Origin of the sequence: Brachybacterium nesterenkovii, assembly GCF_900163655.1 — a bacterium.
Classification (GTDB): domain Bacteria; phylum Actinomycetota; class Actinomycetes; order Actinomycetales; family Dermabacteraceae; genus Brachybacterium; species Brachybacterium nesterenkovii.
Genome location: NZ_FWFG01000116.1, coordinates 32,415 through 58,327, shown reverse-complemented (window position 1 = coordinate 58,327; position 25,913 = coordinate 32,415). Strand labels below are relative to the sequence as shown.

General features: G+C 70.8%; 31 protein-coding genes. 2 read left to right on the top strand and 29 right to left on the bottom strand.

The annotated features are described in order from the left end of the window. Positions 1-144 precede the first annotated feature (144 nt). Both FM110_RS13500 and purL read left to right on the top strand, forming a co-directional pair. Positions 145-2,298: an acyl-CoA dehydrogenase family protein gene (locus tag FM110_RS13500; RefSeq protein ID WP_087105267.1), complete on the top strand. Its 2,154-nt coding sequence runs from the start codon at positions 145-147 to the stop codon at positions 2,296-2,298. Between the two features lie 80 nt (positions 2,299-2,378). After that, positions 2,379-4,709 carry a phosphoribosylformylglycinamidine synthase subunit PurL gene (gene purL / locus FM110_RS13495; protein WP_087105266.1) on the top strand — a complete coding sequence of 777 codons (2,331 nt, stop codon included), beginning with the start codon at positions 2,379-2,381 and terminating at the stop codon, positions 4,707-4,709. A gap of 37 nt (positions 4,710-4,746) precedes the next feature. Here purL and FM110_RS13490 read toward each other — a convergent pair whose 3' ends face one another. The 29 genes from FM110_RS13490 to rplB all read right to left on the bottom strand — a co-directional run bounded on the left by FM110_RS13490 (position 4,747) and on the right by rplB (position 25,909). Continuing rightward, positions 4,747-7,092 carry a polysaccharide pyruvyl transferase family protein gene (locus FM110_RS13490; protein ID WP_087105265.1) on the bottom strand — a complete coding sequence of 782 codons (2,346 nt, stop codon included), beginning with the start codon at positions 7,090-7,092 and terminating at the stop codon, positions 4,747-4,749. After that, positions 7,089-9,167, bottom strand: a complete 2,079-nt coding sequence (locus tag FM110_RS13485) for an S-layer homology domain-containing protein (protein WP_087105264.1) — start codon at positions 9,165-9,167, stop codon at positions 7,089-7,091. Before FM110_RS13485 ends, FM110_RS13490 begins: the two co-directional genes overlap by 4 nt. A 263-nt stretch (positions 9,168-9,430) precedes the next feature. Next, on the bottom strand, positions 9,431-9,907 hold the full coding sequence (gene rplQ, locus FM110_RS13480) for a 50S ribosomal protein L17 (RefSeq protein WP_087105263.1): 477 nt from the start codon (positions 9,905-9,907) through the stop codon (positions 9,431-9,433). 25 nt (positions 9,908-9,932) lie between these two features. Further along, positions 9,933-10,931: a DNA-directed RNA polymerase subunit alpha gene (locus tag FM110_RS13475; protein WP_087105262.1), complete on the bottom strand. Its 999-nt coding sequence runs from the start codon at positions 10,929-10,931 to the stop codon at positions 9,933-9,935. Positions 10,932-11,076: 145 nt separating this feature from the next. Continuing rightward, complete coding sequence (gene rpsK / locus FM110_RS13470) at positions 11,077-11,484, bottom strand: 30S ribosomal protein S11 (RefSeq protein ID WP_087105261.1); 408 nt, start codon at positions 11,482-11,484, stop codon at positions 11,077-11,079. A gap of 100 nt (positions 11,485-11,584) precedes the next feature. Continuing rightward, positions 11,585-11,959 carry a 30S ribosomal protein S13 gene (gene rpsM / locus FM110_RS13465; protein WP_087105260.1) on the bottom strand — a complete coding sequence of 125 codons (375 nt, stop codon included), beginning with the start codon at positions 11,957-11,959 and terminating at the stop codon, positions 11,585-11,587. A 208-nt stretch (positions 11,960-12,167) separates the two neighbouring features. Further along, positions 12,168-12,281: a 50S ribosomal protein L36 gene (rpmJ, locus tag FM110_RS13460; RefSeq protein ID WP_087105259.1), complete on the bottom strand. Its 114-nt coding sequence runs from the start codon at positions 12,279-12,281 to the stop codon at positions 12,168-12,170. 69 nt (positions 12,282-12,350) lie between these two features. Next, entirely contained in the window at positions 12,351-12,572 is a 222-nt protein-coding gene (gene infA / locus FM110_RS13455) for a translation initiation factor IF-1 (RefSeq protein ID WP_087105258.1), read from the bottom strand. A 294-nt stretch (positions 12,573-12,866) separates the two neighbouring features. Next, a complete protein-coding gene (map, locus tag FM110_RS13450; protein WP_087105257.1) occupies positions 12,867-13,727 on the bottom strand; it encodes a type I methionyl aminopeptidase in 861 nt (286 codons plus the stop codon). Then, complete coding sequence (locus FM110_RS13445) at positions 13,724-14,350, bottom strand: adenylate kinase (protein ID WP_087105256.1); 627 nt, start codon at positions 14,348-14,350, stop codon at positions 13,724-13,726. The genes map and FM110_RS13445 overlap by 4 nt, the downstream gene beginning before the upstream one ends. After that, entirely contained in the window at positions 14,350-15,660 is a 1,311-nt protein-coding gene (secY, locus tag FM110_RS13440) for a preprotein translocase subunit SecY (protein ID WP_087105255.1), read from the bottom strand. Before secY ends, FM110_RS13445 begins: the two co-directional genes overlap by 1 nt. Before the next feature lie 87 nt (positions 15,661-15,747). Then, positions 15,748-16,200 carry a 50S ribosomal protein L15 gene (gene rplO, locus FM110_RS13435; protein ID WP_159458096.1) on the bottom strand — a complete coding sequence of 151 codons (453 nt, stop codon included), beginning with the start codon at positions 16,198-16,200 and terminating at the stop codon, positions 15,748-15,750. Between the two features lie 2 nt (positions 16,201-16,202). After that, positions 16,203-16,385, bottom strand: a complete 183-nt coding sequence (gene rpmD / locus FM110_RS13430) for a 50S ribosomal protein L30 (RefSeq protein WP_159458095.1) — start codon at positions 16,383-16,385, stop codon at positions 16,203-16,205. Further along, positions 16,382-17,071, bottom strand: a complete 690-nt coding sequence (gene rpsE / locus FM110_RS13425; RefSeq protein WP_087105253.1) for a 30S ribosomal protein S5 — start codon at positions 17,069-17,071, stop codon at positions 16,382-16,384. The genes rpmD and rpsE overlap by 4 nt, the downstream gene beginning before the upstream one ends. Positions 17,072-17,101: 30 nt before the next feature. Further along, complete coding sequence (gene rplR, locus FM110_RS13420) at positions 17,102-17,488, bottom strand: 50S ribosomal protein L18 (protein WP_087105269.1); 387 nt, start codon at positions 17,486-17,488, stop codon at positions 17,102-17,104. A gap of 2 nt (positions 17,489-17,490) precedes the next feature. After that, positions 17,491-18,033 carry a 50S ribosomal protein L6 gene (gene rplF / locus FM110_RS13415; protein WP_087105252.1) on the bottom strand — a complete coding sequence of 181 codons (543 nt, stop codon included), beginning with the start codon at positions 18,031-18,033 and terminating at the stop codon, positions 17,491-17,493. Positions 18,034-18,052: 19 nt separating this feature from the next. After that, positions 18,053-18,451 (bottom strand): 30S ribosomal protein S8, encoded by a 399-nt coding sequence (gene rpsH, locus FM110_RS13410; RefSeq protein WP_087105251.1) that lies wholly within the window; start codon positions 18,449-18,451, stop codon positions 18,053-18,055. A 63-nt stretch (positions 18,452-18,514) separates the two neighbouring features. After that, entirely contained in the window at positions 18,515-18,700 is a 186-nt protein-coding gene (locus FM110_RS13405; protein WP_087105250.1) for a type Z 30S ribosomal protein S14, read from the bottom strand. Position 18,701: 1 nt separating this feature from the next. Further along, positions 18,702-19,274, bottom strand: coding sequence for a 50S ribosomal protein L5 (gene rplE, locus FM110_RS13400; RefSeq protein WP_087105249.1), 573 nt, complete (start codon positions 19,272-19,274; stop codon positions 18,702-18,704). Further along, on the bottom strand, positions 19,274-19,660 hold the full coding sequence (gene rplX, locus FM110_RS13395; protein WP_087105248.1) for a 50S ribosomal protein L24: 387 nt from the start codon (positions 19,658-19,660) through the stop codon (positions 19,274-19,276). The genes rplE and rplX overlap by 1 nt, the downstream gene beginning before the upstream one ends. 1 nt (position 19,661) lies before the next feature. Further along, positions 19,662-20,030 carry a 50S ribosomal protein L14 gene (gene rplN / locus FM110_RS13390; RefSeq protein WP_087105247.1) on the bottom strand — a complete coding sequence of 123 codons (369 nt, stop codon included), beginning with the start codon at positions 20,028-20,030 and terminating at the stop codon, positions 19,662-19,664. Positions 20,031-20,585: 555 nt separating this feature from the next. Further along, the gene (locus tag FM110_RS13385; protein WP_234992482.1) at positions 20,586-22,331 is read right to left on the bottom strand and encodes an MFS transporter; all 1,746 of its coding nucleotides are present in this window, start codon (positions 22,329-22,331) and stop codon (positions 20,586-20,588) included. A 200-nt stretch (positions 22,332-22,531) separates the two neighbouring features. Continuing rightward, entirely contained in the window at positions 22,532-22,846 is a 315-nt protein-coding gene (gene rpsQ / locus FM110_RS13380) for a 30S ribosomal protein S17 (RefSeq protein ID WP_087105245.1), read from the bottom strand. Between the two features lie 20 nt (positions 22,847-22,866). Continuing rightward, complete coding sequence (gene rpmC / locus FM110_RS13375; RefSeq protein WP_087105244.1) at positions 22,867-23,100, bottom strand: 50S ribosomal protein L29; 234 nt, start codon at positions 23,098-23,100, stop codon at positions 22,867-22,869. Continuing rightward, positions 23,100-23,519, bottom strand: coding sequence for a 50S ribosomal protein L16 (rplP, locus tag FM110_RS13370; protein WP_087105243.1), 420 nt, complete (start codon positions 23,517-23,519; stop codon positions 23,100-23,102). The genes rpmC and rplP overlap by 1 nt, the downstream gene beginning before the upstream one ends. Before the next feature lie 2 nt (positions 23,520-23,521). Continuing rightward, positions 23,522-24,358, bottom strand: coding sequence for a 30S ribosomal protein S3 (gene rpsC / locus FM110_RS13365; RefSeq protein ID WP_087105242.1), 837 nt, complete (start codon positions 24,356-24,358; stop codon positions 23,522-23,524). A 13-nt stretch (positions 24,359-24,371) separates the two neighbouring features. Next, positions 24,372-24,725, bottom strand: a complete 354-nt coding sequence (gene rplV / locus FM110_RS13360; RefSeq protein ID WP_087105241.1) for a 50S ribosomal protein L22 — start codon at positions 24,723-24,725, stop codon at positions 24,372-24,374. A 50-nt stretch (positions 24,726-24,775) separates the two neighbouring features. Then, a complete protein-coding gene (gene rpsS, locus FM110_RS13355) occupies positions 24,776-25,057 on the bottom strand; it encodes a 30S ribosomal protein S19 (RefSeq protein ID WP_087105240.1) in 282 nt (93 codons plus the stop codon). A 15-nt stretch (positions 25,058-25,072) separates the two neighbouring features. Then, positions 25,073-25,909, bottom strand: coding sequence for a 50S ribosomal protein L2 (gene rplB / locus FM110_RS13350; RefSeq protein WP_087105239.1), 837 nt, complete (start codon positions 25,907-25,909; stop codon positions 25,073-25,075). Positions 25,910-25,913: the final 4 nt, after the last annotated feature.

The window sequence follows — 25,913 nt, the reverse complement described above, 5'->3', positions numbered from 1 at the left end:
TTCGAGATTACTACGCGTCTCGTGGGCGCGGTGATGTGTATAAGGGACAGCGTCCCCGTCCCGTCCCACGCCCGACGAGCTCACCGAGAGCCTCGTCGCCTGGCTCATCGCCGGCATCGCCGCCGGCTCCGAGGAGGATCCCCGATGACCGCACCGACCGCCCGCACCACGGCGACCGCCGCGCAGAGCACCACCGCCCCGGCCTCCGCCGCCCAGGCCGCTGAGACCCGCCGCCGCGTCCCTGCCCCGACCGGCCCGATCCCGGTACCCCCGTCCGGGGCGCCGCGCCTCGACGTGGGCCTCGTGACCGAGATGCTGCTGGGCGACTGGGCCGATGTGCGCCGCGCCGCCCGCGAGAGCGCGCGCCGCCCGGAGCTGCACCGCCCCGAGGACGTCACCGTCGCCGAGCACCGCGCCCGCGTGCTCGAGCAGATGCACCTGCTCGCGGCCGAGGAGATGTCCCATCGGATGCTCCCGGAGTCGCTCGGCGGGCCCAACGACAACGGCGGCAACGTCGCCGCCTTCGCCGAGCTCGTCGTCGCCGACCCGTCCCTGCAGATCAAGGCCGGCGTCCAGTGGGGCCTGTTCACCTCGGCGATCCTGCAGCTGGGCACGGCCGAGCACCACGAGCGCTGGATCCCCGACGCGATGTCGCTGAAGACCCCCGGCGCCTTCGCCATGACGGAGATCGGCCACGGCTCGGACGTGCAGTCGCTCGCGACGACCGCGACCTACGATCCGGAGACCGAGGAGTGGGTGATCCGCACGCCCTTCCGCGCCGCCTGGAAGGACTACCTGGGCAACGCCGCCCTGCACGCCCGCGCCGCGACCGTGTTCGCCCGCCTCATCACCCGGGGCGTCGACCACGGCGTCCACTGCTTCTACGTGCCCGTGCGCGACGAGGACGGGAACCTCCTGCCCGGCGTCCGCAGCGAGGACGACGGCCCCAAGGGCGGCCTCAACGGCATCGACAACGGGCGCCTGGCCTTCGACGACGTCCGCATCCCCCGCACGAACCTGCTGAACCGCTACGGCGACGTCGCTCCCGACGGCACCTACACCTCGCCGATCGACTCCCCCGGGCGCCGCTTCTTCACGATGCTCGGCACCCTGGTCCAGGGCCGCGTCTCCCTCGACGGCTCCGCGAACCGGGCCGCCCAGCTGGCCCTGCACATCGCGATCACCTATGCGAGCCAGCGCCGCCAGTTCACCGGCGCCTCGGCCACCGAGGAGACCGTCCTGCTGGACTACCAGAGCCACCTCGCACGCCTGCTGCCGAAGCTCGCCGCGACCTATGCTGGCGCCTTCGCCCACGAGGAGCTGCTCCACGCCTTCGACGACGTCTTCTCCGGCCGCGGCGACTCCCCCGAGGCCCGCGAGGACCTCGAGACCCTCGCCGCCGCCCTCAAGCCGACCTCCACGCGCCTGGCGCTCGACACGATCCAGGAGTGCCGCGAGGCCTGCGGCGGCCAGGGCTTCCTCGCCGAGAACCGCCTGGTGGGCCTGCACCAGGACCTCGACGTGTACGCGACCTTCGAGGGCGACAACACGGTGCTGCTGCAGCTCGTGAGCAAGCGCCTGCTGGCCGACTACACCGGGGAGCTGCGCAGCATCGACCGCGCGGGCATCGGGCGCTACATCGCCCAGCGCGCGGAGACCCTGTCGCGCCGCCACACGCCCTGGAACCGCCTGGTCCAGAGCGCCGCGGATGCGGGCCGCCCGCGCCGCTCCTCCGAGTCGCTGCGCCTGCCCGAGTTCCAGGAGCAGATGCTCTCCGAGCGGGCCCGCGTGAAGGTCGAGGAGGTGGCCCTGGCGCTGCGCCCGGCCGCGGGCAAGGAGCCCGCCGAGGCCGCGGCGATCGTCAACAAGCACCAGGTGGAGCTGCTGGACGCCGCCCGCGCCCACGCCGACCTCGTGCGCTGGCGCGCCTTCTCGAGCGCGGTCGGCGCGGTGGCCGACGACGGCACCCGCGCCGTGCTGACCGACTTGCGCGACCTCTTCGGCCTCACCGTCATCCACGACGACCTCGCCTGGTTCCTCCTCGACGGCATGATGTCGCTCCAGCGGGGCCGCACCGTCGCGCGCGACATCCGGCGCCTGCTGTGGCGCCTGCGCCCCCACGCGCTCGACCTCGTCGCCGCCTTCGACCTGCAGCCCGAGCACGTGCGCGCGCCCATCGCCCTGGGGGCCGAGCGCGAGCGCCAGGCGGAGGCCGCCGCCCACGCCCGCTCCGAGCGCGCTCGCGCCGACGCGCCGATCAGCGAGAAGGCGCTCAAGCGGACCCACCGGAAGGGCTGAACGGGCAGGGCGGGGAGGGGACCGGCCCCGTAGGATGAGCGCGTCCCGGCCGACATCACCGAACGGATGCGCACGCAGCGATGACTCCTCCCCCCGCCAGCCCGTCCACCGCGCCCTCCGACGGCGGCGACCTCGACACGGTCGAGCTCGCCGCGGCCACCGCGGACCAGCCCCAGCCCTACGCCGAGCTCGGCCTCAAGGACGACGAGTACGCGAGGATCCGGGAGATCCTGGGGCGCCGCCCCACGAACGCTGAGCTCGCCATGTACTCAGTCATGTGGTCCGAGCACTGCTCCTACAAGTCCTCCAAGGTTCACCTGAAGGTGTTCGGGGAGAAGACCACCGAGGAGATGCGCGAGCACCTGCTCGTGGGCATCGGCGAGAACGCGGGCGTCGTGGACATCGGCGACGGCTGGGCGGTGACCTTCAAGGTCGAGTCCCACAACCACCCCTCCTACGTCGAGCCGTACCAGGGCGCGGCGACGGGCGTGGGCGGCATCGTCCGCGACATCATCGCGATGGGCGCGCGCCCCGTGGCGGTCATGGACCAGCTGCGCTTCGGCGCCATCGACGCCGATGACACGGCGCGCGTGGTCCACGGCGTCGTCGGCGGCGTCGGCGGCTACGGCAACTCCCTGGGCCTGCCCAACATCGGCGGCGAGACCGTCTTCGACGCCGCCTACCAGACCAACCCCCTCGTCAACGCCCTGTGCGTCGGCGTCCTGCGCCACGAGGACATCCACCTGGCGTCCGCGACCGGCCCGGGCAACAAGGTGGTGCTGTTCGGCGCCCGCACCGGCGGCGACGGCATCGGCGGCGCCTCCATCCTCGCCTCGGAGACCTTCGAGGAGGGCGGCCCGGTCAAGCGGCCGAGCGTCCAGGTGGGCGACCCCTTCATGGAGAAGGTCCTCATCGAGTGCTGCCTCGAGCTGTTCGCGGCCGACGTGGTCGAGGGCATCCAGGACCTCGGCGCCGCCGGCATCTCCTGCGCCACGAGCGAGCTGGCCTCCAACGGCGGCTCCGGCATGCACGTGGACCTCGAGAACGTGCTGCTGCGCGACCCCACGCTGAGTGCCGGCGAGATCCTCATGAGCGAGTCGCAGGAGCGCATGATGGCCGTCGTCGCTCCCGAGAAGCTCGAGCGCTTCCTCGCGATCACGGGCCGCTGGGACGTCGAGGCCGCCGTGATCGGCGAGGTCACCGGCGACGGCCGCCTCACCATCGACCATTTCGGGCGTCGCATCGTGGACGTGGACCCCGTGACGGTCGCCCACGGCGGCCCCACCTACGAGCGCCCCTACGCCCGCCCCGACTGGCAGGACGCCCTGCAGGCCGACCGCGCCGAGGACCTCCCCCGCGCGCAGTCCCCCGAGGAGATCGCCGCGCAGATCCGCACGCTCGTCGCCTCCCCGAACCTGTGCTCGCGCCACTGGATCACCGATCAGTACGACCGCTACGTCGGCGGGCAGACCGCGCTCGCGATGCCCGATGACGCGGGCGTGCTGCGGGTGGACGAGGAGACCGGCCGCGGGGTTGCGCTCGCGACCGACGGCAACGGCCGCTACACCAAGCTCGATCCCCGCACCGGCGCCCGCCTGGCGCTGGCCGAGGCCTACCGCAACGTCGCCACCGCGGGCGCCGTCCCGCTGGCCGTCACCGACTGCCTGAACTTCGGCTCCCCCGAGGACCCGGGGCCCATGTGGCAGCTGGTCGAGGCGATCGGCGGCCTCGCCGACGGCTGCCAGGAGCTGGGCGTGCCCGTCACCGGCGGCAACGTCTCGCTGTACAACTCGACGGGCGAGGTAGGGCGCATCGACTCGGCGATCCACCCGACCCCCGTCATCGGCGTCCTCGGCGTCCTCGACGACGTCAACCGCCGCACCCCCTCGGGCTGGCAGGCCGAGGGCCTGGCGATCTTCGCGCTCGGCACCACCCGCGAGGAGCTCTCCGGCAGCGCCTGGGCCGACGTCATCCACGCCCACCTGGGCGGCATGCCTCCCATCGACGACCTGGCCGCCGAGAAGGTGCTGGGCGAGGTGCTCGTCGCCGCCTCCCGGGACGGGATGGCCGATGCGGCGCACGACCTCTCCGAGGGAGGCCTCGTCCAGGCCCTCGTCGAGTCCTGCTGCCGCTTCGGCGTCGGCGCCCGCATCGTGCTCGACGACCTCTGCGCCCGCGACGGGATCGACCCGTTCATGGCGCTCGTCTCGGAGTCCTCGGCGCGCGCGATCGTCGCGGTCCCCCGCAGCGAGGAGGTCCGCTTCACCGACATGTGCACCGCCCGCGCCCTGCCGATGGTCCGCATCGGCGTGACCACCGGGGATGCGCTCGAGATCCAGGGCATCGGCGCGTTCGGCGTCGACGAGCTGCGCGCGCTGCGCGAGGAGACCCTGCCGGGCCGCTTCGCCTGACAGGCGCCGCCCCGTCCGTCATGCGGGCGGGGCTGTCTCAGTTCCGGCGGAGCAGCCCCACCGCCCGGTGCATCCCGGTGCGCGCGGAGCGGGCCGCGCGCCGCGTGAGGTCGACGGCGCTGCGCTCATCGAGACGGACCTGCTGGTGGCGCGCGACCTCCTCGAGCATGGAGAGACGTGCCGTGGTCTCCTCGAGCAGTGCGAGCAGCCGCTCGTTCTGCTCATGCAGCGGGGACAGGGCCTTCCCCACGCGCTCCTCGACGGCGCGGGAGATGAACAGGGGCAGGCCGAGCCCGTGCTCGGCGACCCAGGGGCGCAGATGCTCGTCGGCCAGGACACGGTCGAACTCCGTGTGGGCGTCGGCGGCCGCGAACATCGAGTTGCTCGCTGTGCCCGAGGCGCTCGGGCGCAGACGCCACTCGGCGAGCGGCAGATCCAGGAAGCCGATCGGTCCCCGGGCCAGCAGGCGCAAGTGGAACTCGTAGTCGCCCACGACGGGGAGGTCCTCGCGGAACAGGCCCACCTCATCGTGCACGGCCCGGCGGTGCAGCACGGCGATCGGCGTGGTCCGGTTCAGCGCCATGAAGTCCACGAGGTGCATCCCGGTGAGCTCGGGGTTCACGACGAAGCGCTCGTCCTCGACCAGCGTCGTGCCCTCCTGGTGCTCATGCACGATCTCGGTGCGCACCACGACGGCCGGCTGCTCGGGATGCGCGCGCAGATGCGCGACAGTGCGCTGCAGGAACGTCGGCCGCCAGGTGTCGTCATCGTCGTGGATCGCGAGCAGCTCCGTCGCCGTCGCGGCGATCCCGGCGTTGCTCGCGGCCTCCATCCCCGTCGAACGATCGCGATGCAGGACGGTGATGCGCCCAGCGGCCTCATGCGCGTAGCGGGCGACGACGGCGACGACGCCTGCGGGGTCCGAGCCCGCATCGTCGACGATCACGAGATGCCAGTCGGCCCAGGTCTGGGACAGGACGTCGCGCACGGCGCGATCGAGCATCACCGTCCGGTCCTGGGTGCGCATCACGATGCCGACGGTCGCCGGTGCGCTCCGCTCCGCCTGCTCGACGGCGCGGTACGGTGCGAGCGCCGCGCGCAGGTCGTCGTCGAAGCGCTGCACGGGGGCGGGGCCGCGGAGGGCGGGTGCGCATCCGGCTCCCTCGCCGCGCAGGGCCCCGGCGATCCGGTCCCACCATGCCGCGGCGTCGGCGCGCACCCCTGTCCGGCGGGCGCGCAGGTGCTCGCGCTCGCGCTCGGCACGGGCGACGAGCGCGTCGAGGACGGGGTCGAGCAGGGCGGATGCCCCGCCGGTCGCCGGATCCCAGAGCGCCGCGAGCGGGACCGAGCCGCCGGACCAGCCGGCGTTGGCGAGGGCGCCGTCGACGCGGCTGCGCCCGTACCGGTTCATCGGCAGCGCGAGCACGCTTGCCCCGGACGCGGTGCCGAACACGACGGGGTGGAAGCGGGTCGTCACGATCCAGGCGGAGCCCGCCTGGCGCCGCGCCGTCTCCTCGGCGGGGCGGATGGGCAGCTGCGCGGCATCGTGGCGCAGGCGGGAGGCGATGCGCGCGTGCATGTCGAGGTCGCTGCCGCCGGTGTCGGGATCGGCCATGTGGGGCACGAGCTCGATCTCGGCGCCGGTGCGGTCCGCGAGGCCGTCGACGACGGCGGCCATGACCGCGACGAGATCGTCGGCGGGCAGGGAGCCCGGGTCCGATCCTACGGTCACGGAAATGCGCTCGGCGAGCCCGACGTCGTCGAGGCCCTCGAGCAGCACGGCGTCGTCGACGGTCTGCACGAGCGCGGGATGCTCCGGGCGGATCGCGCGGGCGAGCGCGAGCGAGTCGGCGTCCCGCACGCCTGCGAGGACGCACGCGTCGAGCAGCCGTCCGAGGACCTCGGCATCCGTGACCGTGAGGTCGGGTCCGACGCTCTGACCGGTCAGGACGACGGGCTTGCCGAGCGCCGCCGCGACCAGCGCCGTCGCGGCGCGCTCGTACAGGAGCCAGCCGTAGCGGGAGTTCAGGCTGCCTCCGCCGCCGATCACGAGGGCGTCGACCCCGCGGATCTGCTCGATGATGCGATGCAGCTTGTCCTCGGGCGGCAGGGCACCGGGCTCCCCCGCGAGCACGCGGGTGATCTCGTCGAGGTACCGCTCGCGGTCGGGCTCGGGCCAGGGGAAGGTCAGCGCCTCGATCGCCTCGGCGGGCACGGTCCCCTCGGGGCCGTACTTCTCGCCCCGCGAGACCATGACGACGTCGAATCCGTGCGCCCCCAGCCGCTGGGCGCCGGCCAGCCCGATCGCCTCGTCGCCGACGTGGTAGACGCTCTGGTCGACGTCGCACAGCAGCGCGACGCGGAGCGCACGGCCGTCGGTCATGCCCCGGTGGCCTTGAGCCACCGCACCATGAACGCCGCCATCGCATCACGGTTGATCGCAGCCTCCGGATGGAACGTGCCGTCCGGCCACCCCGTGGTGATCCCTGCGCTCACGAGCCAGGAGATCTCCCGGAAGAACTGATGGCTCACCGGCACGTCGCTGAACCGCTGGCCTCCGGTCGACACCGTGGGCGATCCAGCGCAGCGGTGGAGGAATGCCGCGACCGCACCGCGCTCGACCGGCTCCGTCGGACGATACGTACCGTCCGGATAACCCGTCGTGATGCCCTGGTCCAGCGCCCAGCAGATCTCCTTGTAGTACATCGTCGACGGCGTCAGATCCCGGAACGGCGAGCGCGCTGGCGGCGTGGACGACGGGGACCCCTTGGCGCGGTGGATGAACGCGATCATCGCATCGCGGTTGATCGACGCCGCCGGCCGGTAGGTGCCGTCGGGGTAGCCGGTCGTGATGCCCCGGGCGGCGATCTCCTCGATCTCGGCCGCGAACATCATGCTCGGGGGGACGTCGCTGAAGCGCTGCGTCGAGAACGTGACGTTACCGCCCTGGAGGACGGCGGTCCCGTGCTCGAACCGCTGACGCGTGACGCCCGAGACCTCCGAAGCCTCCGAGGTCGGCCGGCCCCACTCGGGCTTCCACGAGTCCGCGAACGGCGTCGCGTAGGCGACGGAGTTCTTGAGCCCATCGGACAGGATGATGCCCTTGGTCAGGACCGTGAGCGTGTACGAGCCCTTCGGGTGGGCGACCTTCTTGACCGAGCCGAGGACGTCGCCTCCGCCCGCCGTGCGGAATGCGTCGAAGTGGCCTCGCCAGCCGGTGTCGATACGGCGCTGCAGATCCGTGCGCATGGTCGACATGCGGCCGTAGAACGCGGCGCCGGGGCAGGCGGTGGTGCCGACGTCGCGGTGCGCGTAGAACCGCGGCAGCGACTGCGTCGACCCCTTGGGGAAGCGCGTCCCGGAGATGCCGACGGTGTAGGAAACCTTCTCGGAGATGTCGGCGCGCATCGTGCCCAGCAGCTTCCATGCGGCCACCGACATCGCGGCGTCGATCGCGACCTGCGGCGGGGCGCTCGAGGTGAAGTCGCCCATGACCGAGATCCCGCAGGTGCCGGTGTTGAAGCCGAGCGCATGGGCGCCGACGACGTTGTTGATCATCCCGCCGTGGCGGGCCTCGAAGACCTGGCCGTAGCGGTCGATCAGGAAGTTGTAGCCGATGTCCGACCAGCCGAGCGTCTTGGTGTGGTAGCTCAGGATGCCGCGCACCTGCTGGGCCGACTCCGCCTGGCTGTAGGAGTTCGCCCCCGCCGTGTGGTGCAGGACCACGCCCTTGAGCGAGGAGCTCGTGGACACCGAGCGGACGAGGGACTCATCGGCTCCCCACTGCGCGCGGGAGATGACGGTCGGCGCGTTGGGCCCGATGCTGGTGCCCGCCGTCGAGGAGATCGCGCCGACGACGCCGACGCGGCCCGTCGCGCCGACGCCGGCCCCGGCGGTGAACAGCGCGGTCCCGTCGTCCTGCTTGCGGGGGGAGGTGGTGACGATGTGCGCGGTGAGCTCGCCGGAGACGTCCTCGCCGCCGCGGGAGGCGCGCACGTCGACGGCGAAGGAGCCGCCCAGCCAGGAGGGCTCGGTGCCGTCGGCGGCATCGCCCGTCTCCGGGTCGAAGGCGCGCTCGGCCTCGAGCCACGGGGACCAGGTGCCGTCCTCGGCGCGGCCGCGGACCCACACCTCCTCGGGGGCCTCGCCCTGCCACGTGCAGCCGATCATCGTGGCGGCGACGTCCTCGATGCGCCGCAGCGGGCCGTCCGGGTCGTCCGTGACGGGCGCGAGGTCCGCGAGCACCTGATCGAGGATGACGGTCTCGCCGCCGGTGACCGCCGGATCGACCGGCTCGAGCGGCAGCACGGGCTCCGCGGGCGCACCGGGCCCGGCGGGGACGGCGTCGGCGACCTCCGGGAGGCCGAGCACGGCCGCGGGGACGGCGGCGGCGCCGAGGCCGAGGAGCACGCGCCGACGGACCGACGGGAGGGGGCGGACGGGATGGGAGGGGGACATGACGTGCTCCGGGGAGAGGGGAAGCGGGGATCGCCCACCCGGCCGCGGGGACGTCCGGGGCGGACGGAGCCCATTGTGCCCGCGCGCTTTCCCGGTTCGGGCAACGGGATGGTCAAGACCCCGCGAACTCTCGTGCACCTGGTCACATCACCGAGGCACGGCGCCGCACGCACGCCCCCGCGCGTGAGCTGAACGGCGCCGCATGCGCGACGGGCCGCGATCCGTGAGGATCGCGGCCCGTCGAGCGGAGTCGGAGAGGAGGCTCAGGCCTTCTCGTCCTCCGCGGCGGCGGTGTCGACCAGCGCGGCGGGGGTCTCGTCGGCCTTGGCGGCGTTCTTCGCGGCGCCCTCGGCCTCCTTGACCACGGACTGCTTGGCCGAGTAGGCCTCGGTCACGAGCTCGATGACGGCCATCGGCGCGTTGTCGCCCTTGCGGGGCGCGACCTTGGTGATGCGGGTGTAGCCGCCCGGGCGCTCCGCGAACGTCGGCGCGATCTCCTCGAACAGCGAGTAGACGACGCCCTTGTCGCGCACGGTGCGCATAACCCGGCGGCGGGAGGCGAGATCGCCCTTCTTCGCCTGGGTCACGAGGCGCTCCGCGAGGGGGCGCAGGCGCTTGGCGCGCGACTCGGTGGTGGTGATCGCCTTGTGGCGGAACAGCTCGGTGGCGAGGTTCGCCAGGATCATCCGCTCGTGAGCGGGGGATCCGCCGAGGCGAGCGCCCTTGGTGGGTGCAGGCATGATCGTTCTCCTAGATCAGATGAGGTCAGTACTGGTCGCCGAAGTCGTCGTCGTAGGACCCCAGCGCGGCGGACGGGTCGAACCCGGCCGGGGAGTCCTTGAGCGACAGGCCCAGCTCCGCGAGCTTCGCCTTGACCTCGTCGATGGACTTCTGCCCGAAGTTGCGGATGTCCAGAAGGTCGGCCTCGCTGCGCGCGGTCAGCTCGCCCACGGTGTGGACGCCCTCGCGCATGAGGCAGTTGTACGAGCGGACCGTGAGGTTCAGGTCGTTGATCGGCAGCGCCAGATCGGCGGCGAGCGCCTGATCCGTCGGCGACGGGCCGATCTCGATGCCCTCGGCCTCCTCGTTCAGCTCGTGGGCCAGGCCGAACAGCTCGACCAGGGTCTTGCCCGCGGACGCGACGGCGTCGCGCGGGGTGATGGCCGGCTTGGTCTCGACGTCCACGATCAGACGGTCGAAGTCGGTGCGCTGCTCGACGCGGGTGGCCTCGACCTTGTAGGTCACCTTGAGGACCGGCGAGTAGATCGAGTCGACCGGCACGCGGCCGATCTCGGCGTCGACGCCCTTGTTCTGGGCGGCGGACACGTAGCCGCGTCCGCGCTCGACGATGAGCTCGATCTCCAGACGGCCGGCGCTGTTGAGCGTGGCGATCTGCAGCTCGGGGTTGTGGATCTCGACCCCGGCCGGCGGGGTGATGTCGGCGCCGGTGACCTCGCCCTCGCCCTCCTTGCGGAGGTACATCACGACGGGCTCGTCGTTCTCCGAGGAGACGACGAGGTTCTTGATGTTGAGGATGATCTCGGTGACGTCCTCCTTGACCCCGGGGATGGTGCTGAACTCGTGCAGCACGCCGTCGACGCGGATCGAGGTGACCGCGGCGCCGGGGATCGAGGACAGCAGGGTGCGGCGCAGCGAGTTGCCGAGCGTGTAGCCGAAGCCGGGCTCGAGAGGCTCGATGACGAACCGGGAGCGGTTGTCCGACACGACCTCTTCGGTCAGCGTGGGGCGCTGTGCAATGAGCACGGTGGTTCCTTTCTGGGAGCGTCCGCCATATGACGCTCGGGAGGGGTGGTGGCCTCAGAAGGGGTGGATGGGCACGATCGCGGTGCGTCGGCCGGAACGCGGAGGCGGGACGGTGCCCGCTCCCCCGTGCCGACCGACGCCCGGATCAGACGCGGCGGCGCTTGGGCGGACGGGTGCCGTTGTGGGCCTGCGGCGTGACGTCCTGGATGGAGCCGACTTCGAGGCCCGCCGCGGTGAGCGAGCGGATCGCGGTCTCGCGGCCCGAGCCCGGGCCCTTCACGAAGACGTCGACCTTCTTGAGGCCGTGCTCCTGGGCGCGGCGAGCGGCGGCCTCGGCGGCCATCTGCGCGGCGTACGGGGTCGACTTGCGCGAGCCCTTGAAGCCGACCTGGCCGGCGGAGGCCCAGGAGATGACGGCACCGGTCGGGTCGGTGATCGACACGATGGTGTTGTTGAACGTGCTCTTGATATGGGCCTGGCCGTTGACGACGTTCTTCTTGTCCTTGCGGCGGGGCTTGCGCGCGCCGGAGGCCTGGCGGGTCTTGGGTGCCATGCGGCAGAACTCCTCGGGTGGGTTCAGGTGATCGGTGTGCCGCGCGCATCACGCTCGGTGGCGGCGGCGGAGAGCTTCTGGTCCGGACGGGCCAGCTGAATCAGCGGGCCTTCTTCTTGCCGGCGACCGTGCGCTTGGGGCCCTTGCGGGTGCGGGCGTTGGTCTTGGTGCGCTGACCGCGGACGGGCAGGCCACGACGGTGGCGCAGGCCCTGGTACGAACCGATCTCGACCTTGCGGCGGATGTCGGCGGCGACCTCGCGGCGAAGATCGCCCTCGACCTGGTAGTTCGCCTCGATGTGGTCGCGGAGCGCGACGAGCTGCTCGTCGCTGACCTCGCGGACGCGGAGGTCGCCGGAGACGCCGGTGGCCTCCAGGGTCTCCAGGGCGCGGGTGCGGCCCACGCCGTAGATGTACGTCAGGGCGACCTCGAGGCGCTTGTCGCGCGGAAGGTCGACTCCCACAAGTCGTGCCATGGCAGTGTTCTCCTACTGTCGCGGAGGCCTGATCCGTCCCCTCGCATCCGGCATGTCGCCCGTCGATGCGCCGCAGCCTCCGTCCTGCGGGTGTCCCCTCCTCCGAGGGGCGGTGACGTCTCTTGTGTTGTCGTGCCCCGAGGGGCGGGTGGCCGCATGCGGCCGGTGCGTCACCGGGGCCGGGGCCCCGGATGCGACGCCGGGGCGATCAGCCCTGGCGCTGCTTGTGGCGCGGGTTCTTGCAGATGACCATGACGACGCTGTGGCGACGAATCACCTTGCAGCTGTCGCAGATCGGCTTGACGCTCGGCTTGACCTTCATTTCTTCCTTCTCACGTCCGGGCCCGCCGCGAGGCGGACCGGTCCTGTGCAACGCGGGCGCGTGCGCAGGTCACTTGTAGCGGTAGACGATGCGGCCCTTGTCGAGGTCGTAGGGGCTCAGCTCGACGACCACGCGGTCCTCGGGCAGGATCCGGATGTAGTGCTGACGCATCTTCCCGGAGATGTGCGCGAGGCCCTTATGCCCGTTGTCGAGCTCGACGCGGAAGCGCGCGTTGGCGAGCGCCTCCGTCACCGTGCCCTCGACCTCGATGACGCCGTCCTTCTTGGCCATGGATCCCCTATCTCCTGCTCCCGCCGTGCGGGGACAGAGCATCGCGTCTTCTTCGGTCCACGAGAGGGGGAGCGTCCCGTGACCCTCCGGACCGGGCTCGCCGCGAGGGGTCGAGCGGTCCGCTTCCGCAGATCCACGGGGCGCTCGAGACTCGCTCGTGCGCGGGAGCCTCTTGACGCGCGCGGAGGACACCCGAGGGTCAATCTTACACGTCCACCGCGACCCGGCCCAGGGGCCGGGGAGGTCGCGTGCGTCACGCGATGGCGTGCACCAGTACGACGCGAACCGCCCGGGTCAGGCCACCAGAGGGTCGGGGGCTGCGACGATCCCGCGCGCGGCCAGCTCGGCCGCTCCCCCGTCGGCCGCGGTGAGCACGAGCACGCCGTGCTCGGTCACGGCGACGGAGTGCTCGGCGTGCGCGGCACGGCCGCCGCCCGTGGCCACCACGGTCCAGTCGTCCTCGAGCATGCGCCAGTCGCCCGGCCCCTGGATCAGCATGGGCTCGATCGCCACGCACAGGCCCGGGGCGATCTTCGGGCCCTTGTCGTGCGTGCGGTAGTTCATGACGTCGGGCTCCATGTGCATCGCGGTCCCGATACCGTGGCCGCCGAAGCCCTCGAGGTGCGAGAGGGCCGGGCCGTGCCAGCCGTCGGTCATCGCGTCGTCGACGAAGTCCTCGATCGCGGCGCCGACCTCCCCGACGCGCCTCGCGCTCGCGAGCGCGGCGATGCCCGCCCACAGCGACTGCTCGGTGACGGCCACCAGCGCCTCGTCGGCCGCGCTGCGCGGCGCGCCGACGATGTGCGTGCGGGCCGCATCGGAGTGCCAGCCCTCGACGATGCAGCCGCCGTCGATCGAGACGACGTCCCCCTCCTCGAGCACGCGCTCCCCGGGGATGCCGTGGACGACCTCCTCGTTGACGCTGATGCACACCGTCCTCGGGTACCCCTGGTAGCCCAGGAAGTTCGGGGTCGCGCCGTGGTCCCGGATCATATCCTCGGCGAGCTCGTCGAGGCGGCCCGTGGTGATGCCGGGGCGCAGGCTCTCGCTCAGCATGTCGTGCACCTGCGACAGCAGGAGCCCCGAGCGCCGCATGAGGGCGATCTGCTCGGGGGTCTTCAGCTGCAGACGGGGGGCGCGCAGTCGGGGGCTCACGCGCCCAGCGCCTCCATGATCGCGGCGGTCACCGCGTCGATCGAGGCCATGCCGTCGACCCGGCGCACCAGTCCGCGCTTCTCGTACACGTCGATCAGCGGGGAGGTCTGCTCGGTGTAGACCTCAATGCGGCGGCGGATCGTCTCCTCGGTGTCGTCGGAGCGGCCCTGCTCGCGGCCGCGCTGGACGAGGCGCCCGACGACCTCCTCGAGGTCGACCTCCAGGAGCACCACGGCGTCCAGGGAGGTGCCCAGGCGCTCGAGCATCGCATCGAGGGCATCGACCTGCGCGAGGGTGCGGGGGTAGCCGTCGAGCAGGAAGCCGTCGGCGGCATCGGCCTCGTGCAGGCGCGCGTCGACCATGTCATTGGTGACCGAGTCGGGCACGTACTCGCCCTTGTCCATGTACGACTTGGCGAGCACGCCCAGCTCGGTCTGCTGGCCCACGTTGGCGCGGAAGATGTCGCCGGTGGAGATGGCGGGGATCGCGAGGGACTCGGCGATGCGCGCGGCCTGGGTGCCCTTGCCGGCCCCGGGGGGTCCGACGATCAGGAGGCGACGGGCGGGGGCGGGCTGCGCGGAGCCGGGCTGCTCGGGGGTCTGGGCGGCGGCGGGCTGGTTCATCAGCGGAGGATCCCTTCGTAATGGTGCTGCTGGAGCTTGGCGTCGATCTGCTTCACGGTGTCCAGGCCGACGCCGATGATGATGAGGATCGACGCGCCTCCCAGCGGGAAGTTCTGGCTCGTGCCCAGGAACACGAGGGCGAGCATCGGGATCAGGGCGATGACCGCGAGGTACATGGCGCCCGCGGTCTGGATGCGGTTGATGACGTACTGCAGGTAGCGCGCCGTGGGGCGCCCGGCGCGGACGCCCGGGATGAAGCCGCCGTACTTCTTCATGTTGTCGGCGATCTCCTCGGCGTTGAAGGTGATCGACGTGTAGAAGAAGGCGAAGAAGATGATCAGGCCCGTGTACAGCAGGGTGTGGATCCAAGAGAAGTTCTGGCCCTGGACGACATGGTCCATGATCCAGCGGACCCAGGAGGCCGAGGGGTCCCCGAACTGCGCGATGAGCTGCGGGACCGTGAGCATGGAGCTCGCGAAGATGACGGGGATGACGCCGGCCTGGTTCACCTTGATCGGGATGTAGGTCGAGGCGCCCCCGTAGGTGCGGCGCCCCACCATGCGCTTGGCGTACTGCACGGGGATGCGGCGCTGGGACTGCTCGACGAAGATGACGCCGACCATGACCACCACGGCCACGAGCATGACGAGCCAGAACGTGAGCTGGCCCTGCAGCTTCCAGATCTGCGTGAGCGCCCCGGGGAACGAGGCGGCGATCGACGTGAAGATCAGCAGGGACATGCCGTTGCCGACGCCGCGCTCGGTGATGAGCTCGCCCATCCACATGATGAGCACCGTGCCGACGGTCATCGTCAGCACCATGAGCAGCAGCATCAGGGCGGACTGGTCGGGCAGCAGCGCGGTCGGCGAGCAGTTGGGGAAGAAGCCGCCGGAGCGGACGAGGGTGATGATCGTCGTCGACTGCAGGACGGCCAGTCCGATGGTCAGGTAGCGCGTGTACTGCGTGAGCTTCGCGGTGCCCGACTGGCCTTCCTTGTGGAGGGCCTCGAAGCGCGGGATCACCACGCGCAGCAGCTGGATGATGATCGAGGCGGTGATGTAGGGCATCACGCCGAGGGCGAAGACGGACAGCTGCAGGAGCGCGCCGCCCGAGAACAGGCTCACCATGCCCAGCAGCCCGGCGGAGTCACCCTGCATGGCGTCGGTCGCGCACTGCTTGACCGTGGTGTAGTCGAACCCCGGGGTCGGGATGAACACGCCCAGCCGGTAGATCGCCAGCAGCCCGAGCGTGAACAGGATCTTGGATCGCAGGTCCGGGGTGCTGAACGCGCGGATGAAGGCGTTCTTCACGGAGCCCTCCTCAGGGGTCGAAAACGGCGACGGGGCACCGCGGCACAGGCTATTGTGCGCCGCGATGCCCCGTCAAAAAGGGGTCGATCACGCGACCGTGACGGTTCCGCCCGCCGCAGTGATCTTCTGCTCCGCCGAGGCGGAGAACTTCTGGGCGGTGACGTCGAGCTTGACGCTCAGGTCGCCGGAGCCCAGCACCTTCACCGGCTGGTTCTTGCGGACCAGGCCCTTGGCCACGAGGTCGTCGACGGTCACGTCGCCGCCCTCGGGGAAGGCCTCGGCCAGCGCCGACAGGTTCACGACCTGGTACTCGACGCGGAACGGGTTGGTGAACCCGCGCAGCTTCGGCAGGCGCATGTGCAGCGGCATCTGGCCGCCCTCGAAGCCGGCCTTGACCTGGTACCGGGCCTTGGTGCCCTTGGTGCCGCGGCCGGCCGTCTTGCCCTTGGAGCCCTCACCACGGCCGACGCGGGTGCGCGCGGTCTTGGCGCCGGGCGCGGGGCGCAGGTCGTGGAGCTTGATCGGGTTGTTCTCGGTCATCGTCACTTCACCTCTTCGACCGTCACCATGTGGGTGACGGCGCGGATCATGCCGCGGATCTCGGGACGATCCTCCTTGACCACCGTGTCGCCGATGCGCTTGAGGCCGAGGCCTCGCAGCGTGGCGCGCTGGGGCTGGGTGCCGCCGATCTCCGAGCGGGTCTGGGTCACCTTCAGCTGCATCACGCACCCACCTTCTCGGCGCGGGCGGCGGCGCGGCCCGCGGCCTGCGCACGCAGGAGCGGGGCCGGGACGACGTCCTCGACGGGGAGACCGCGACGAGCCGCGACGGCCTCCGGCTCCTCGAGCTGCTGGAGCGCCGCGATGGTCGCCCGCACGATGTTGATCGCGTTGGTCGAGCCGAGCGACTTGGACAGCACGTCGTGCACGCCGGCGCACTCGAGCACCGCGCGCACCGGACCGCCGGCGATCACGCCGGTTCCCGGAGCGGCCGGACGCAGCAGGACGACGCCCGCTGCCTGCTCGCCCTGGACCGGGTGGACGATCGTGCCCTGGATGCGGGGGACGCGGAAGAAGTTCTTCTTCGCCTCCTCGACACCCTTGGAGATCGCTGCGGGGACCTCCTTGGCCTTGCCGTAGCCGACGCCGACAGTGCCGTCGCCGTCGCCCACGACCACGAGGGCCGTGAACGAGAAGCGCCGGCCGCCCTTGACGACCTTCGACACGCGGTTGATGCTCACGACGCGCTCGAGGAACGCCGACTTCTCGGCCTCCTGGTTGCGGCCGCCGCGGCCCTCGCCGCGACGCCCGCCCTGGCGGTCGCCGCGACCGGTGCCGCGATCGTTGCTGCTGGTGTTGTCGTCCCGCCGGCCGGAGGCCGCGGGACCGTTGCTTCGCTGCTGTGCAGCCATATCAGATCCTCTTCTCCTGTCCGGGGGCGATCAGAGCGTCAGCCCGGCCTCGCGGGCGCCGTCGGCGACGGCGGCCACACGGCCGTGGTACTTGTTGCCGCCGCGGTCGAAGACGACCGCGTCGATGCCGGCGGCCTTGGCGCGCTCGGCGACGAGGGCGCCGACGGAGCGGGCCTTGTCGGACTTGGTCTCGCTCGCCGCACGCAGGTCCTTCTCCATGGTCGAGGCCGACGCCAGGGTGATGCCCTTGGAGTCGTCCACGATCTGCACGAACACGTGGCGCTGGCTGCGGGTGACCACCAGGCGGGGGCGCTGCGGGGTGCCCACCACACGACGGCCTACGCGCAGGTGACGGCGTCCACGGGCGCGCAGTCGGCTGCCGCGGCCGCCGACGGAGTGCTTGCTTGCGTAACCCATGATCACTTACCAGCCTTTCCGGCCTTGCGCAGGACGACCTCGTCGGCGTAGCGCACGCCCTTGCCCTTGTACGGCTCGGGCTTGCGGAGCTTGCGGATGTTCGCCGCGACCTCTCCGACCTGCTGCTTGTCGATGCCGCTGACCGAGAACTTGGTCGGCGTCTCGACCGCGAAGGTGATCCCCTGGGGCGCCTTGATGACGACCGGGTGGGAGAACCCGAGCGCGAACTCGAGGTCCGTGCCCTTGGCGGTGACGCGGTAGCCGGTGCCGACGATCTCGAGCTTCTTGGTGAAGCCGTCGGTGACACCGGTGATCATGTTCGCGATCAGGGTGCGCGTGAGGCCGTGCAGGGCCTTGTTCTCGCGCTCGTCGTCCGGGCGGTGGACGACGATGGTGCCGTCCTCCGCGCGCTCGACGGTCAGGGGCGAGGGCACGACGTGCTTCAGCTCGCCCTTGGGGCCCGTGACCGTGACGGTCCGGTCCTGGATGGTGACGTTCTGGACAGAGGCCGGCACTGCGACCGGCAGGCGTCCGATGCGGGACATTTCGCCTCTCCTCTTCCGCTTACCAGATGTAGGCGAGGACTTCCCCACCCACACCCTTCTGCGCTGCCTGCTTGTCGGTCAGGAGGCCGGAGGACGTGGACAGGATGGCCACGCCCAGGCCGCCGAGCACCTTGGGCAGATTGGTCGACTTGGCGTACACGCGCAGGCCGGGCTTGCTGATCCGGCGGATGCCCGAGATGGCGCGCTCACGGCTGCTGCTGTACTTGAGCTCCAGCACGAGAGTCGAGCCGACCTCGGCCTCCTCCTCGCGCCAGTCGAGGATGTAGCCCTCGGCCTTCAGGATGTCCGCGATACGGGACTTCAACTTCGAGTACGGCATGGACACGGTGTCGTGGTACGCCCCGGAGGCGTTACGGATCCGCGTCAGCATGTCCGCGATCGGGTCGGTCATGGTCATGTCGTTTGCTTCTTCCTCACCGCGGTTTCCTGTGCTTCCGCACAGGACCTGTGGCGATAGTCCTTACCAGCTGCTCTTGGTGACGCCGGGGAGCTCACCGCGGTGAGCCATCTCGCGCAGGCACACGCGGCACAGCCCGAACTTGCGGTACACGGAGTGCGGACGGCCGCAGCGCTGGCACCGGGTGTAGGCGCGAACGCCGAACTTCGGCTTCGCCTCCTGCTTCTTGATGAGAGCGGTCTTTGCCATGTCAGTTCTCCTTGAAGGGGAAGCCGAGCAGCTTGAGCAGCGCGCGTCCCTCGTCGTCGGTCTTGGCGGTGGTGACGACCGTGATGTCCATGCCGCGGGTCCGGTCGATCTTGTCCTGGTCGATCTCGTGGAACACGACCTGCTCCGTGAGACCGAAGGTGTAGTTGCCGTTGCCGTCGAACTGCTTGGGGCTCAGGCCGCGGAAGTCGCGGATGCGGGGAAGCGCCGTGGACAGCAGACGGTCCAGGAACTCCCACATGCGGTCGCCGCGCAGCGTCACGTGGGCGCCGATCGGCATGCCCTCGCGCAGCTTGAACTGCGCGATGGACTTGCGGGCCAGCGTGACCTGCGGCTTCTGGCCGGTGATGGAGGCCAGGTCGCGGATCGCGCCGTCGATCGCCTTGGAGTCGCGAGCGGCCTCGCCGACACCCATGTTGACGACGATCTTGGTCAGGCCCGGGATGAGCATGACGTTGCCGTAGCCGAACTGCTCGGTCAGCGCGCCCTTAATCTCGTCGCGGTACTTCTGCTGCAGGCGCGGGAGCTCCCGCACCTGGGTGCTCGTCTCGGTCATCAGATGTCCTTCCCGGAGCGCTTGGCGTAGCGGACGCGCACCTGCTTGGTGCGGCCGTTCTCCAGCTCCACGGTCTCCACGCGGAAGCCGACCTTGGTGGGCTTGTTGTCCTCCGGGTCGACCAGCGCCACGTTGGACACGTGGATCGGCGCCTCGCGCTGCTCGATGCCGCCCGCGCCGCCGGCCGGGTTGGCCTTGAGGTGGTGGGTGCGACGGTTGACGCCCTCGACGAGGACCTTCTGCGCCTCGGGGTAGACCTCGAGCACCCGGCCCTGCTTGCCCTTGTCGCCGGCGGCGAGCTCGCGCTTCGCGGCCTTGTCGGCGTCGCTCGTGCGACCCGTGATGACCTGGACCAGGTCACCCTTCTTGATCTTCATCTTTGCCATGTCACAGCACCTCCGGTGCCAGCGAGACGATCTTCATGAAGCGCTTGTCGCGGAGCTCGCGACCGACGGGGCCGAAGATGCGCGTTCCGCGCGGCTCGCCGTCGCCCTTCAGGATCACCGCTGCGTTCTCGTCGAAGCGGATGTAGGAGCCGTCGGCGCGCCGACGCTCCTTGGTGGTGCGCACGACGACGGCCTTGACGACATCGCCCTTCTTCACGTTGCCACCGGGGATGGCGTCCTTAACGGTCGCCACGATGGTGTCGCCGATGCTGGCGTAACGGCGACCGGAGCCGCCGAGAACGCGGATGCAGAGGATCTCCTTGGCACCCGTGTTGTCGGCGACCTTCAGTCGCGACTCCTGCTGAATCACTCAGTTCTCCTTGCGTCTCGCCGGTTCTCTCTCCGCCGCTCGGCTCCAGCGCCCTGGGGCGCGGGACCGGACACGGCGAGGACGAGCCTGGCGGAACGGATATCGGACCGTTGCATGCGATCGACCGCGGGCATCAAAAAACCCTCCGTCGGACTCGGGCAGCGCCTATGGGCCTGACCTGACGCGGCGGCGGCAGCGAGGCTGCCGTTCGCCGCCCACGGGGCGGGCCAGTCCCGGTGGACCGGGACGAGGCGATGCGAGGTCTCCGTCGGGGGATGGACGCGGGCGTCCGCTCCTCCTCACTCCCCCACCGGGCGCCTCGGGAGGCGCATCAGCGTGGTCGTGCGGAATCGCAACCGTTCAAGCATACGGGAGGGCGGGGCGCGGTGAGAACCCCGCCCATCGCCCCGCCGCTGTGTCCTTGCTCTCCCGCGGGGTACCGCGCCGCTCGTGCGCAGGTTGCCGCGCTGCGCCCCGCGGACGGCGAGGGCCGCCCGTCCCGGTCGGGACGGGCGGCCACCAGCGCGCGCGGAGCCCTCAGGACACCAGGAGCCCTCAGGCCCGCGTCGCGCCGGGAGCCTCCGAGCCCTCGGCGACGGCGTCCGGAGCCTCGCCCGGGTCGATCGCGGGCATCTCGCCGGTGAGCGTCGCGAGCGTCGGGATCTCCCGCGTCGAGTAGTACTCGTCGAGCTGGGTGCGGTCGCGCGGCGAGAGGTCGTCAAGCACGACCGGCCCGACGTCCTCGAGCACCTGACCGCTCGCATCGACCGGGACGGCCACGATCTCGTCGTCCAGCGGCATGCGCTCGAGGTCCAGGTGCGGGTCCTCGTCCTGGCCCTCGACGAGCTCGGCGACCTCGTCCTCGTGCTCGACGGTCGGGTAGGAGCCCAGCAGCGGGGCCCCGGCGGTCTCGTGCAGGGCGGGGAGGGCCAGCAGGCACAGCACCGACAGCAGCATGATCCAGAACGCGGGCATGAGCTGGATCCCGGTCCAGCCGATCAGCGCCTGCGCGATCAGCGGCGTCGTCCCCCCGAACAGTGAGACGGCCACGTTGAAGGCGAAGCCCATGGCCGAGTAGCGGGCGCGGGTGGGGAACATCGCCGGGAGCGTCGGCGCGAGCATCGCCAGGTACAGCGCGGTCGGGATGCCCAGCAGCAGCATCGCGAGCAGCGTGAGGGCGAAGCTCGTCGCGTGCAGGATCAGCCAGAACGAGGGGATGGACAGCACGAGCGTGCCGATCGCCGCGAGCAGCAGCGCCCGGCGGCGGCCGATCGCGTCGGAGAGGCGTCCGATGGCGGGCAGGCTGAGGGCCACGAGCACCATCGCGGGGATCGTGAGCAGGGCGGACTGCATCTTGTCGAGCCCCAGCTGCGTGCCCAGGAACGTGGGCATGTAGCTGGTGAGGGCATAGCCGACGGAGTTCGCGGCCGCGACGATCACGATCGCGACCAGAAGCTCCTTGCGGTAGTGGCGCAGGACGCTGCGCAGTCCGGTCGCCTGCAGCGGGTCATCGGCGACGATCTCCTCGGGCGCCGCATCCGCGCCCGGCTCGGCGCTCTCGAACGCCGGGGTCTCGGGGATGCGGGCGCGGAAGTAGATCGCGACCGCGCCCAGCGGGATCGCGACGAGGAACGGCACGCGCCAGCCCCAGTCCGGGAACGCGGACTCGCCCCAGCCGGCCGGGGCGATTGCGTGGACCAGCGCGACCGTGCCCGCGCCGGTGGCGAAGCCGAGGTAGGGGCCGATGTCGAGCCAGGAGGCGTAGTAGCCGCGCTTGCGGTCTGAGGAGAACTCGGAGACGTAGGTCGCTGCGCCCGCGTACTCGCCGCCGGTCGAGAAGCCCTGCACCATCTTCAGGACGTACGGCAGGATCGCGGCGGGGAACCCGATCTGCGCGTGGGTGGGCAGCACGCCGATGAGCGCCGTCGCGATCGCCATCGCCGCCATCGTGAAGAACAGGACCTTCTGGCGGCCGATGCGATCGCCGAGCGGGCCGAGGACCAGGCCGCCGAGGGGGCGCACGACGACGCTGACCGCGAAGCCGAGCAACGCGAGCAGCACGTCGAGCTGCTCGTCGCCCGTCTGGAAGAACAGCTGGGACAGCGTGACGGTCACGTACCCGTAGACGCCGAAGTCGAACCACTCCATGAAGTTGCCGACGACGGTGCCGGAGATGGCGCTGCGGATGCTGGAGCGCTCGACCACCAGGACGTCGTCCGCCTCGAGGCGCCGTCGCCGCGTCGCGAGGCGGAAGCGCCTCTCCGCTCGTGCTGTGCGCTCTCCTGCATGCGGCCGTGCCATGGGGTGCCTCTCGTTCGCGGACATGGACGCCCGCAGACGAGACGCAGGTCCCGCCCGCGAGCCGATCAAGGGAAGGCCCGCACCGGGACGTCCCGCGCGTCAGAGACCCGACAACGAGAGCAGGCCCACTCCCCTGTTGGGGAGCGGGCCTGCTCTGACACCTCGTCCGCGACCGACCTGCGGTCAGCGCGGCGAGCGGATCACTTGGCCTTCTCGAGGATCTCCACGAGACGCCAGCGCTTGGAGGCCGACAGCGGTCGGGTCTCCATGATGAGGACGCGGTCGCCGATGCCGGCGACGTTCTCCTCGTCATGCGCCTTGAACTTGTTTGTCTTGGTCATGACCTTGCCGTACAGAGCGTGCTTCACGCGCTCCTCGACCTCGACGACGATGGTCTTGTCCATCTTGTCTGAGGTCACGAAGCCGCGCAGCACCTTGCGGTACGGGCGCTCGGAGGAGGAGGCCTGCGCCCCCTCCTTGTCGAGGTTCTCGACCTCGGTGGTGTTGTCGTTCATGGAGTCTCCTCGCTTCGCGGTCACTCGGCGGCGCCGGGGGCCTGGCGGATCCCCAGCTCGCGCTCGCGCAGGATCGTGTAGATCCGTGCGATGTCCTTCTTGACCGACCGGAGTCGGCCCGGGGTCTCGAGCTGACCGGTGGCGGACTGGAAACGGAGCTTGAACAGCTCGTCCTTGGCCTTCGCCAGCTCGTCGGCCAGCTTCAGGTCGTCCAGCTTGTCGAGCTCCTCAGCGGTGAGCTTGGTCGCTGCCATCAGATGTCACCACCCTCTCGGCTCAGAATGCGGCACTTCATGGGGAGCTTGTGGATCGCGAGGCGAAGGGCCTCGCGCGCCACATCCTCGGGAACACCGGCGACCTCGAACATGACGCGGCCGGGCTTGATGTTCGCGACCCACCACTCGACCGAGCCCTTGCCCGAGCCCATGCGGACCTCGGCAGGCTTCTTGGTCAGGGGGCGGTCCGGGAAGATGTTGATGTACACCTTGCCGCCGCGCTTCATGTAGCGGGTCATCGCGATACGCGCGGCCTCGATCTGGCGGTTGGTGACGTAGGCCGGCGCGAGCGCCTGGATGCCGTAGTCGCCGAACGCGAGCTCGGTGCCGCCCTTGGCCATGCCCCGGCGGGTGGGGTGGTGCTGCTTGCGGTGCTTGGTCCTGCGCGGGATCAGCATGCTCAGGCCTCCGTTCCGGTCTCGGCGGCAGCCGCGGGAGCCTGCTCGGCGGGGGCGGTGCCGGCAGTCGCCTGCTCAGCCTCGTTCCCGCCGCGGGCGGCGGCGTTGCGCTCGTTGCGACGACCGCGGGGGCGCTCGGCGCGGGGGCCCCGGCCGGCGCCGCGGGGCGCCTGCGAGGCGGCCTGGGCCGCGAGCTCCTTGGCGGTGACGTCGCCCTTGTAGATCCACACCTTCACGCCGATGCGGCCGAAGGCGGTGCGGGCCTCGTAGAAGCCGTAGTCGATGTTCGCGCGCAGGGTGTGCAGCGGCACGCGCCCCTCGCGGTAGAACTCGCTGCGGCTCATCTCGGCACCGCCGAGGCGGCCGGAGACCGCCACGCGGATGCCCTTGGCGCCGGCGCGCTGCGCGGACTGGATGCCCTTGCGCATGGCGCGACGGAACGACACGCGGCTCGCGAGCTGCTCGGCGATGTTCTGCGCCACCAGCTGGGCATCGGCCTCGGGGTTCTTGACCTCGAGGATGTTCAGCTGGATCTGCTTGCCGGTGAGCTTCTCGAGAGCGCCGCGCAGGCGCTCGGCCTCCGCGCCGCGACGCCCGATGACGATGCCCGGGCGGGCGGTGTGGAGGTCCACGCGGACTCGATCACGGGTGCGCTCGATCTCGACCTTGGAGATGCCGGCGCGCTCGAGCCCCTCGGACATGAGCTTGCGGATCGCGACGTCTTCCTTCACGTAGTCGCGGTAGCGCTGCCCGTCGTTGGTGGAATCGGCGAACCACCGGCTGGTGTGCTCCGTGGTGATCCCGAGGCGGAACCCGTTCGGATTGACCTTCTGGCCCATTCTTCGGTTCCCCTTACTTCTTCGCGTCGGCGACGACCACGGTCACGTGGCTCGTGCGCTTCTTGATCTGGAAGGCACGACCCTGAGCGCGCGGCTGGAACCGCTTCATGGTCGGGCCCTCGTCGACGAACGCGGTCGCGACGACGAGCTCGCGCTCATCGAAGCGCTCCCCCGCCTGCTCCGCCTTGACACGGGCGTTGGCGATCGCGGACTCCACGAGCTTGAGAACGGGCTCGCTGGCGGCCTGCGGCGCGTGCCGCAGGGTGTTCAGCGCTTCGCCCGTGCTCTTGCCACGAATCAGGTCCACGACGCGCCGGGCCTTCATGGGCGACATGCGGGCGTACCGCAGCTGCGCCTTGGCTTCCATTGCTGTCCTGCTTTCTCTTCGATTCGAGAGGGTGCCGTCCCTGACCGCGGTCAGCGACGACGCCCCTTCTTGTCGTCCTTCTCGTGGCCCTTGAAAGTCCGCGTGGGAGCGAACTCGCCGAGCTTGTGGCCGACCATCGACTCGGTGACGAACACCGTGACGTGCTTGCGGCCGTCGTGCACTGCGAAGGTGTGACCGAGGAAGTCCGGAGTGATGACACTGCGGCGCGACCAGGTCTTGATGACGTTCTTGGTGCCCTTCTCGTTGGCGACGCCGACCTTCTTCTGCAGGTGGTCGTCGACGAACGGGCCCTTGGCGATACTGCGAGGCATTTCTCGTACTCCCTATCAGCGCTTCTTGCCGGTGCGACGACGGCGCACGATGAGCTTGTCGCTTTCCTTGCCCGGACGGCGCGTGCGGCCCTCGGGCTTGCCCCACGGCGACACGGGGTGACGGCCGCCGGAGGTGCGGCCCTCGCCACCGCCGTGCGGGTGGTCGACGGGGTTCATGACGACGCCGCGGACGTGGGGGCGCTTGCCCTTCCAGCGCATGCGGCCGGCCTTGCCCCAGTTGATGTTCGACTGCTCGGCGTTGCCGACCTCGCCGATCGTGGCGCGGCAGCGCATGTCCACGTTGCGGATCTCGCCGGAGGGCATGCGCAGCTGCGCGAAGCGGCCCTCCTTGGCGACGAGCTGCACCGAGGCGCCCGCGGAGCGCGCGATCTTCGCGCCGCCGCCGGGGCGGAGCTCGATCGCGTGGATCACGGTGCCCAGGGGGATGTTGCGCAGCGGGAGGCTGTTGCCGGGCTTGATGTCGGCGGTGGGGCCGTTCTCGATCCAGTCGCCCTGGCGCAGCTTGGCCGGGGCCAGGATGTAGCGCTTCTCGCCGTCCTCGTAGTGCAGGAGGGCGATGCGGGCGGTGCGGTTGGGGTCGTACTCGATGTGAGCGACCTTGGCGCGCATGCCGTCCTTGTCATGGCGACGGAAGTCGATGACGCGGTAGGCGCGCTTGTGGCCGCCGCCGCGGTGACGGGAGGTGACGCGGCCGTTGTTGTTGCGGCCACCGGACTTGCTGAGCGGGCGGACCAGCGACTTCTCAGGCGTGCTGCGGGTGACCTCGACGAAGTCGGCGACGCTCGAGCCGCGACGGCCCGGCGTGGTCGGCTTGTGCTTGCGAATTCCCATGGTG